Origin of the sequence: Rhizobium sp. PRIMUS64 (assembly GCF_023006465.1) — a bacterium.
GTDB classification, from domain to species: Bacteria; Pseudomonadota; Alphaproteobacteria; order Rhizobiales; family Rhizobiaceae; genus Rhizobium; species Rhizobium leguminosarum.
On sequence record NZ_JALBGX010000367.1, the window covers coordinates 1 to 297 of the forward strand.

Annotated in this window: 1 pseudogene; it reads left to right on the forward strand. The window is 67.7% G+C overall.

Annotation, left to right across the window (positions count from 1 at the left end):
• Positions 1–297, forward strand: a pseudogene (locus tag MOV76_RS39595) (hypothetical protein); the annotation flags it as partial.

Below are 297 nucleotides of genomic sequence, written 5' to 3' on the forward strand. Positions count from 1 at the left end.
CGGCGTTCCGGACGGTGTCGGCCCAGGACCAGGCGAGGCTGGACGAAATCGCTAGGCAGACACCGCGGCTGCCGGGGCAGAGCAAGGGGGCGTGGGCGGACGCGCTGAAGGCGGCCCATCCCGATCTCAGCGCCGCCGATGCCGCCATAATTGTGGGTTCCGTAAAGCATAATATTGCTAAAAGGGCGGCGTTCCGGACGGTGTCGGCTCAGGACCAGGCGAGGCTGGACGAAATCGCTAGGCAGACACCGCAGCTGCCGGGGCAGAGCAAGGGGGCGTGGGCGGACGCGCTGAAGG